The organism is Nonomuraea cypriaca (assembly GCF_015645445.1).
Lineage (GTDB): Bacteria > Actinomycetota > Actinomycetes > Streptosporangiales > Streptosporangiaceae > Nonomuraea > Nonomuraea cypriaca.
In genome coordinates this window covers 1-7,723 of the sequence record NZ_JADOGI010000360.1, presented here as the reverse complement: position 1 = coordinate 7,723, position 7,723 = coordinate 1, and the positions used below count along the sequence as shown (strand labels likewise).

The window sequence follows — 7,723 nt, the reverse complement described above, 5'->3', positions numbered from 1 at the left end:
GGGACCGATGGGCCCGCCCATGGCCCCGCCAATGGGACCGCCGATGGGCCTGCCCGGCGGGCACACCGTGGCCCACTGGGAGACGCCCGCGCCGCGGGTCCGGCGCGGCAACGTACGGGCGGCGCTGCTCGCGCTGCTCCACGAGGGGCCGATGAACGGCTACCAGATGATCCAGGGCATCGAGGAACGCAGCCGCGGCGTGTGGCGGCCCAGCCCGGGCTCGGTCTACCCGGCGCTCCAGCAGCTGGAGGACGAGGGCCTGGTGTCGGCCGGCGAATCCGGCGGGAGCCGGACGTACCGGCTGACGGAGGAGGGCCGCGGGCAGGCGGCCAGGCACGCGGACGAGGAGCCGTGGAACGAGGTCGCCCGCACCGTGTCCGACGACCACCACGAGCTGCGCCTGCTCTGGGCTCAGCTCAACGAGGCGTTCGCGCACCTGGTCCGCACGGGCGGTGACCGGCAGCTCGCGGAGGCCAAGAAGCTGATCAGGCAGACCCGCAGGTCCGTCTTCCAGATCCTGGCGGAGGACTGAATGAGCGATGAAGCGGCTGTGGCCGTACGGGGGTTGCGGAAGACGTACGGGAAGGTCGAGGCCGTCAAGGGCGTGGACTTCGAGGTGCGCCCAGGCGAGGTGTTCGGCTTCCTCGGCCCGAACGGCGCCGGCAAGACCACCACGATCAGCATGCTCTGCACGCTCGTGAACCCCACGGGCGGCAGCGCCACGGTGGCCGGGCACGACGTCGTCAGGGAACGCGACGAGGTACGCAGGAACATCGGCCTCGTCTTCCAGGACCCGACCCTCGACGGCTACCTGAGCGCGGAGCAGAACCTGCGCTTCCACGCCGAGCTGTACGGCGTGCCGAAGAGCCTGGTCGCCGGCCGGATCCGGCAGGTGATGGAGATGGTCGCGCTGTGGGACCGCAAGGACACCAAGGTCCAGACGTTCTCCGGCGGCATGAAGCGGCGGCTGGAGATCGCCCGCGGGCTGCTGCACTCGCCTCGGGTGTTGTTCCTGGACGAGCCCACCGTCGGGCTCGACCCGCAGACGCGCTCGGCCATCTGGGGGTACATCAACCAGTTGAGGCTCATGGAGGACATCACCATCTTCATGACCACGCACTACATGGACGAGGCCGAATACTGCGACAGGATCGCCATCATCGACCACGGCGAGGTCGTGATCACCGACTCGCCCGAGGCGCTCAAGGCCGGCGTCGGCAAGGACCGCGTACAGATCCAGACCGCCGACGACGACGCCGCCATCACGGCGCTGCGGGAGCGGTTCGGGCTGGAGGCGGCCGTTCGCGAGGGCGCGGTGACGTTCGGGGTGGCGTCGGGCGAGGAGTTCGTGCCTCGGCTGTTCGCGGAGCTCGGCATGCCGATCAGGTCGGTGAGCGTCTCGCGGCCGTCCCTGGATGACGTGTTCATGTCCTACACCGGTTCCACGATCCGCGACGCCGAGGCCGGCGCCGACGGCAAGACGTGGATGAGAGCGATGGCGAGGCGATAGGCGATGACGACGGAGGCGATCGGTGTACGCGTGCCGGTTCGCGGCGCCGGGCACGACCTGCGGGCGGTCAAGATAGTGCTGCACCGGGAGATGCTGCGGTTCGTCAACGACCGCACCCGCATGTTGTCCATGCTCATGCAGCCCGTGCTCTGGCTGTTCGTCATGGGCACGGGGCTGGGGTCGCTGGTGCAGGGCTCGATCCCGGGGGTCGACTTCCGCACGTTCATGTATCCCGGCATGATCTCCATGACCGTGATCATGACGGGCATGTTCTCGGCCGGGTCCATCGTGTGGGACCGCGAGTTCGGCTTCCTGCGGGAGATGCTCGTCGCGCCCGTCTCGCGCGGAGCGATCGTGGTCGGCAAGTGCCTGGGCGGGGCCATCGTCGCCACCGGGCAGGGGGTCGTCATCCTCGCCATGGCGGGGCTGGTGGGAGTGCCGTACTCGCCTTCGCTGATGGTCACGCTGCTGGCGGAGATGTTCCTGGCGGCGTTCACCATCACGGCGTTCGGGGTGATGCTGGCGGCCCGGATGAAGAACATGCAGTCCTTCTTCGGGCTGATGCAGATGGCCATCATGCCGATGATGTTCCTGTCGGGCGCCATGTTCCCGCTGGCCAACCTGCCTTCCTGGCTGCACGCGCTGACGGTGGTCAACCCGATGACGTACGCGGTCGACCCGATGCGGCAGGCGGTCTTCTCCCACCTGGACGTCCCGGCCCCGGTCAACGCGATGCTCAACCCGGGCGTGCAGTGGTTCGGCTTCCACGTCCCGGTCGCCCTGGAACTGGGCGTCGTGGCCGCCCTCGGCCTCGCCCTGCTGGCCATAGGGGTCGCGGAGTTCAAACGGGCGGAATAGGACAGGTTTTCGTATCTCCCTGCGGTCGATCTTGTACGGAGGGTAGCTTTCCCGATGTGCCGCGCGCCTGTCCATCCTCCTCCTCCTCCCCCCGAAAAGGAGCGCACCCCAATGCTGGAAGCGAAGTACCGTGACCTGGAAGCACGGTTCACGGCTCTGGAGCAGGCTACTGTTAGCGGCATGCCCGAGCAGAGCATCGCCGAGCGCTTCCACGAGTTGCACAACCGCGTAGGGATCGTCGGACAAAACGTCCTCGACAAGATCGATCGAGAGATCGGCAAGGTCAACACCTCGATGAAAGCGGGCTTCGCCGAAGTCGACGCGCGGTTCGCCAAGGTGGACGAACGATTCGTCCAGGTGGACGAACGGCTCGATCGTATCGAGTCCATCCTTGTCCATATCGACGCCAAGTTGACCGACCAGCAGTCCAACTGAGCCGGTAGCAGAAAGAGAGGCCCGGGGTGGTCCCCCGGGCCTCGGTTCGTGTGGTCAGCGTCTCACGCGGACGTAGTCACGGCCGCTGGTGTCGCCGTACGTGTCGTCGTCACCGGCGAACACGAACCTCCAGTGGCCCGAGCCCCAGGCCCTGGCCTTGGTGAAGAGCCGGCCGCTGTCGCTCGACCTGGTGGACTTGACGTACTGCCACTTCTTCGAGCCGAGCGGCTTGAAGTACAGCCGCACCTTGCCCGAGTAGCCCTCCCAGGAGCCCTCGTCGTCGACCTGCAGCCGGCCGCTGAGGCCCAGGTATCTGCCGCGCTTGATCGGCTCCGGGTAGGCGTTGAACTTGATCACTCGGGTGTCCGCCTTCTCGGGCGGCGGGGCGGGCTGGTCCACCCTGATCCAGTCGGCCTGGCTGAACGAACCGTTGACGCCGCGGTTGCCCGCGTACCCTGCGCGCCACCAGCCCGAGGTCTCGGCCCTGGCCGAGGCGAAGAAGCGCCCGTCGCGGCCGGTCACGTCGCTGGTGACGTTCTGCCAGCGGGACGAGCCGTCCGGCTTGAAGGAGACGACCACGCGCTGGCCGTACGCGCCGCCGCGGTCCTCGACCCGCAGCGCGCCGATGAAGGTGAGCCTGTCGCCCTTGTCCACGCGCCCGGGGCGGGCGTCGAAACCGGTGATCCGGCTGCCGAGCTTCCCGCGCCTGACGTCGACCCGGTCGGAGTCGCTGACGGAGGCCCTGGCGGTGGCCGTGGCCGCGTACTCGGCCCGCCACCAGCCGGTGGCGTTCGCACGTACGGTGGCGGCGAACCCGCCACCGCGGCCGGTGGTCACCTTGGCGACCTCGCGGTAGGCGTCGCTGCCCGCCGCGCGGAAGGTGATCGCGACGGACTGGCCGCCGTAGCCCCTGCCGTCGGCGAGCAGGCGGCCCGAGACCTTGATCGAGTCACCCCTGCCGACCCGGTCGGGGTCGGCGTTCAGGCCGGTGATCCTGGTGCCGAGCGCCTTGGCGACCTCGAACGTGCCGTTGGCGGACCGCTCGCCCTCGCCGTGGGCGATGGTGAGGAAGCTCCACCTGCCCGCGTCGCCAGCCGCGAAGGACTTGGTGCCCGTCCACTTCGTCCATTCGCCGAACGGGGCGGGCGTCAGTTCGATCGGCGTCACCACGCTCGTGCCCGGGGGCTTGAGCTGCAACTCCGCCTTGCCCGCGGCCTTGGTGGTGAAGGTGAACGTGGCAGAGACGGCGTTGTCGAAGACGACGATCGGAGACTTGGGACTGATGGTCACAGCGGAGATGCTGGGAGCCTGGGCCGCCGTCGCCGCGGCGGGAGCCAGGGTGAGTACCCCGGCGCCGAGCACGATGGCGAGGGCGGCGACACGAGTGCGTTGTAACATGCGGGTTCCTTTCTGGAGACCCCATTGGTTCAACGCGGCATTGAGGGTGCCACGTGTGTCATCTCAGTAGACGTGTAAGCGGGCGGGAAGGTTGGGGATTCTGACAAACGGTTATAGAAGCCCGTCAAACGGACCGCTCCACAACATCTCACCGGAGACCGGCAGACGGCGGGCCCGATGGAAGACATAATCGAAGTGTGGCGCGCGACACTGTTGAGACACAGTTCACCCAGGCGGTTGCGACGCTGAAGGCGGGCCCCGCGCGAGATCCGGGGCTGCCGGTCCGCGAGGGCACGGCCCTGACCGGCGAGCAGTGCAAGGCACTGTTCCGGCGCCAACTCGACAGCCGCCTGCTGGACATCGCCGCTCGCTGGCTACGCGAGCAGGACGAGGGCTACTACACGATCGGCTCGGCCGGTCACGAGGGCAACGCGGCCGTGGCCGAGGCCCTGCGGCCGGGCGACCCCGCACTGCTGCACTACCGTTCCTGCGCGTTCTACCTGACCCGCTCCGAGCAGGCGGGGCGGCTGCCCGAGCAGGGCATCCGCGACGTGCTGATGGGCCTGACCGCGGCGGCGGCGGAGCCGATCGCGGGCGGCCGGCACAAGGTGTTCGGCCATCCCGACCTGGCGGTCATCCCGCAGACCTCGACGATCGCCAGTCACGTGCCGAGGGCCGTGGGCGTGGCGTTCGCCATCGAGCGGGCGCGGGGGCTCGAGACGCGCTCGGCGTGGGCCGACGACGCGATCACCGTGTGCAGCTTCGGCGACGCCTCGATCAACCACGCGAGCGCGCTGTCCGGCTTCAACACCGCCTCCTACGCGACCTACCAGGGTCAGTCGCTGCCGATCCTGTTCGTGTGCGAGGACAACGGCATCGGCATCAGCGTCCGCACGCCCAAGGGCTGGGTGGAGGCGGCCGCGCGGCGGCCCGGCATCGAATACTTCGCCGCCGACGGCTGCGACCTGCCGGACGCGTACGACGCCGCGATGCGCGCCGTCCAGCACGTACGCGACCACCGCTCCCCCGCGTTCCTGCACCTGTCCATGGTGCGGCTCATGGGACACGCGGGGTCCGACGTCGAGTCGGCGTACCGCACGCAGCGCGAGATGAAGGCCGAGATGGCCCGCGACCCGCTGCTGCGCAGCGCGACGCTGCTCGTCGAGGCGGGGCTGGAGACCCCCGAGGGGCTGCTCAAGATGTACGAGTCCACGCGCGAGCACATCCTGCGCATCGCGCTGGAGACCACGCGCAGCCCGCGCCTCGGCTCGGCCGCGGAGGTCATGGAGCCGATCGCGCCGCGCCGCCCTGAACTGATCGCCAAGATCAGTCCCACCGCGGCCACGAGCGCGGCCAGGGAGAAGGCCTTCGCCGGAGCGCTGCCGGAGAACGAGAAGCCGTTGACGCTCTCGCAGGCCATCAACCGCACGCTCGCCGACGCGCTCACGGTCTACCCGGAGATGACGGTGTTCGGCGAGGACGTCGCCAAGAAGGGCGGCGTCTACGGCGTGACCAGGGGGTTGCAGAAGCGGTTCGGGCCGGCGCGGGTCTACGACACGCTGCTGGACGAGCAGGCCATCCTCGGGCTGGCGCTCGGCTCGGGCGTGTCCGGGCAACTGCCGGTGCCGGAGATCCAGTACCTCGCCTACCTGCACAACGCGCTCGACCAGATCAGGGGCGAGGCGGCCACGCTGTCGTTCTTCTCGCGCGGCTCGTACGTCAACCCGCTCGTGGTGCGGGTGGCGGGTTACGCCTACCAGAAGGGGTTCGGCGGCCACTTCCACAACGACAACGCGGTGGGCGCGCTGCGCGACATCCCCGGGCTGGTCATCGCCTCACCCGCGCGTCCCGACGACGCCGCGGGCATGCTACGCACGTGCCTCGCGGCGGCCCGCACGTGCGGATCGGTGTGCGTGTTCCTTGAGCCGATCGCGCTCTATCACACGCGTGACCTGTTCGACGAGGGCGACGGGGGGTGGCTGGCGCCGTACGCGCCGCCCGCGCGCTGGCCGGAGACGCACGTCCCCATCGGGCGGGCGCGCTCCTACGGCGACGGGCGCGACCTGACGATCGTGACGTTCGGCAACGGGCTGCGGATGAGCCTGCGGGCCGCCGTCCGGCTGACCCAGGAGGGTTTCGGCTGCCGCGTGCTCGACCTGCGCTGGCTGGCGCCGCTTCCGGTGGAGGATCTGGTACGCGCGGCCGAGCTGACGGGCAAGGTGCTGATCGCCGACGAGACCCGGCACACCGGGGGCGTCTCCGAGGGCATCGTGGCCGAGTTGACGGACGCCGGCTTCACCGGGTCGATCGCGCGAGTGGCCTCGGCCGACAGCTTCATCCCGCTGGGCGGGGCGGCGAACCACGTGCTGCTGTCGGAGGAGGAGATCGAGCAGGCGGCCCGCAAACTCCTGGGCTGACGAGCGGCCCCTCCGCTCTCGGGTCGGACCCGTCCCGCGCCGAAGCGCGGAGCGCCCAGCCCGCCTGTTGCGCGGAGGGCCTGTCCCCGTCCGTAGCGTCGGGTGGGGTCCCGCCTACTGGGTCGGGCGGGCCACGGCGCCTCTGATGCAGGTCGGCTTGGACCAGGCGACCGTTGACCGCTCCGAGAAGGCCAGCGGGACGCCCACCAGGAAGCAGTAGCCGGTGCGCGGGTCCAGACCGGCGACGCGGGCCGACGTCGCTCCCTGGGTCAGCGCGGTGATGGGCTGCTCTCCCTGCTTGGCCGGGGAACGCTGGAGCACCACCGGATATCGGCGGGCGCCGGCGGGCAGCGACCAGCGCAACTCCACCAGTGCGCCCTGGTCGGCCGTCACCTTCAGGCCGCGCGGGGTCAGGGCGGCGACCTCCTGTTCACCGATCGGCTGATCGTCCTGGGTGGCCGACGGCTGGGCGGTCACGGGTGGCGGGTTCCGCTGGGGCAACAGGAACACGGCCAGCGCCATCCCAGCGACCGCCACGGTCCCGACCACCGCCACGATCAGCACACCCCGGCGCCGCCGTGCCGCCCCGGCGGACGGTGTGGACCGCGACGGAGGGACGGTCCCCTGCAAGGACCCATACGGACCCGAAGCATCCGCCCCAGGATGGCCCGGAACGTACGGGCCAAGCCGACCCGGACCGTGCGGCCCAAGCCGACCCGGCATTCCACGCTGGGCCGACGGCGGAGGCGCGGTCTGTGGTCCTGGCGTTCCGGATGAACCGGGCGTTCCAGATAGTCCGGGCGATCCCGGCGATCCCGGCGATCCGGGCGATCCCGACGGTCTGGGCGACATATGCCAGCCGACGACCGGCAGGTGGCCGCCCGTTGCGGGAAAGTGGCCGCCGGTCGTCGGGAAGGGACCGCCGCTCGAGGGGAGATGGCCGCCGGTGGATGGCCTCCCGGTCGAGGGGCCGCCGGTGGAGGGGCTACCGGTCGAGGAGCCCCCGGTCGTCGGGAAGAGGCCGCCGGTCGAGGGGGAGGCCGGGTCGCCGAAGGGTGGAAGAGACCGGTTGCCGGTGGACGGGAGGCCCGGATCTCCGGTGGAC

7 protein-coding genes are annotated in these 7,723 nt (G+C 70.2%); 5 read left to right on the top strand and 2 right to left on the bottom strand.

All coding sequences use genetic code 11. The annotated features are described in order from the left end of the window. From ITP53_RS52375 to ITP53_RS52360, 4 genes are all read left to right on the top strand, one after another. Positions 1 to 532: PadR family transcriptional regulator (locus ITP53_RS52375; RefSeq protein ID WP_207757661.1), on the top strand; the 532-nt coding region annotated here is incomplete at its 5' end. Continuing rightward, a complete protein-coding gene (locus ITP53_RS52370; protein ID WP_195902964.1) occupies positions 533 to 1,510 on the top strand; it encodes an ATP-binding cassette domain-containing protein in 978 nt (325 codons plus the stop codon). Between the two features lie 3 nt (positions 1,511 to 1,513). Continuing rightward, positions 1,514 to 2,368: an ABC transporter permease gene (locus ITP53_RS52365; RefSeq protein ID WP_195902963.1), complete on the top strand. Its 855-nt coding sequence runs from the start codon at positions 1,514 to 1,516 to the stop codon at positions 2,366 to 2,368. A gap of 111 nt (positions 2,369 to 2,479) precedes the next feature. Continuing rightward, positions 2,480 to 2,803 carry a hypothetical protein gene (locus tag ITP53_RS52360; protein WP_195902962.1) on the top strand — a complete coding sequence of 108 codons (324 nt, stop codon included), beginning with the start codon at positions 2,480 to 2,482 and terminating at the stop codon, positions 2,801 to 2,803. Between the two features lie 54 nt (positions 2,804 to 2,857). On the opposite strand, the gene ITP53_RS52355 is transcribed toward ITP53_RS52360, so the two are convergent. Next, on the bottom strand, positions 2,858 to 4,201 hold the full coding sequence (locus ITP53_RS52355; protein ID WP_195902961.1) for a hypothetical protein: 1,344 nt from the start codon (positions 4,199 to 4,201) through the stop codon (positions 2,858 to 2,860). A gap of 197 nt (positions 4,202 to 4,398) precedes the next feature. On the opposite strand from ITP53_RS52355, the gene ITP53_RS52350 reads away from it, so the two are divergent. Continuing rightward, positions 4,399 to 6,618, top strand: coding sequence for a thiamine pyrophosphate-dependent enzyme (locus ITP53_RS52350; protein WP_195902960.1), 2,220 nt, complete (start codon positions 4,399 to 4,401; stop codon positions 6,616 to 6,618). A 114-nt stretch (positions 6,619 to 6,732) separates the two neighbouring features. On the opposite strand, the gene ITP53_RS52345 is transcribed toward ITP53_RS52350, so the two are convergent. Next, entirely contained in the window at positions 6,733 to 7,173 is a 441-nt protein-coding gene (locus ITP53_RS52345; protein ID WP_195902959.1) for a hypothetical protein, read from the bottom strand. Positions 7,174 to 7,723 lie beyond the last annotated feature (550 nt).